Raw genomic sequence first — 1,111 nt, 5'->3', positions numbered from 1 at the left:
TGTACTGCTCGGAGACGTTGGTGCAGCGGTCGATCGGTGGCTGGTTCCCGAGGGCGGTGTGAGGCCGGTGGTGGTTGTAGTGGTGGAGCCATGCTGGCAGGGCTGCGCGGCGGGCTTTCTCTGAGGTGTAGAGCCGCTTGTAGGCCCACTCCTCGAGCAGGGTGCGGTTGAGGCGTTCGACCTTGCCGTTGGTCTGAGGGCGGCGGGGTCGGGTGCGGGTGTGCTTGATCCCGAGCCGGGCGTTCTCGTCGCGCCAGGCGTGAGACACGTAGGCGCTGCCGTTGTCGGTGAGCACGCGCTCGACGGTGATGCCGTGGCCGGTGAAGAAGGCCCGGGCGCGTCGCCAGAACGCGAGCGCGGTGGCAGCGGTCTCGTCGTCGAGGGCCTCGCTGTAGGCCAGCCGGGTGTAGGCGTCGATCGCGGAGTGGACGTAGCAGTAGCCGAGGTTGACGCGGCCGGCGACCTTGCGGGGCCGCTGCGGGTCGCGGTGCGCGTGGGAGTTCCGTTCGCCTTGCTCGCGGCCCAGATATCGCCAGCCGCCGCCGTCGGGGATGTTGCCCAGCTTCTTCACATCGACGTGGACCAGCTCGCCGGCCCGCTCCATGTCGTAGCGGCGGATCGGCTGGCCGGTCACCCGGTCCACGTGCCAGAGCCGGTTGATGCGGCACGTCACCAGGATCCGGTGCACCGTGGAGGGCGCGAGTCCGACCTTGCCCGCGATCGCGACCGGGCCCAGGCGCTGCTTCCAGCGCAGATGCACGATCTTGCGGACCACCGGCTGCGGTGTCCGGCGTGGAGAGTGCCGAGGCCGGGAGGACCGGTCGCGCATGCCGGCCGCCCCCTGCTCGCGGTAGCGCTCGGCCCATCGGGTCGCGGTCGGGCGGGAGACCTGGAACCGGGCGGCGGCGTGCGCGATGGGCCAGCCGTCCTCGACGATGCTGCGCGCGAGACGCAACCTGCCGAGCTCGGTCAACGGGGCGTTACGGTGCGGCATGAAGGCCTCCGGAGGCTGGGCTGGTTCTTCGACAGCTCCACCCCAGCTCCGGGGGCCTTCCCTGATCAAGTACCGCTAGAGGCGTGTCGCCCTGCACCAACCTGTCCGGTCAGTACA

The 1,111-nt window shown here is 70.5% G+C and carries 1 protein-coding gene; it reads right to left on the bottom strand.

Annotated features, from left to right (window positions below; translation table 11 throughout):
* The coding region (locus tag CLV35_RS01490; protein ID WP_121191668.1) for an IS481 family transposase at window positions 1-994 on the bottom strand (994 nt) is incomplete at its 3' end.
* Window positions 995-1,111 lie beyond the last annotated feature (117 nt).

Source organism: Motilibacter peucedani (genome assembly GCF_003634695.1).
Lineage (GTDB): Bacteria > Actinomycetota > Actinomycetes > Motilibacterales > Motilibacteraceae > Motilibacter > Motilibacter peucedani.
This window is presented reverse-complemented; position numbering and strand designations above follow the sequence as displayed.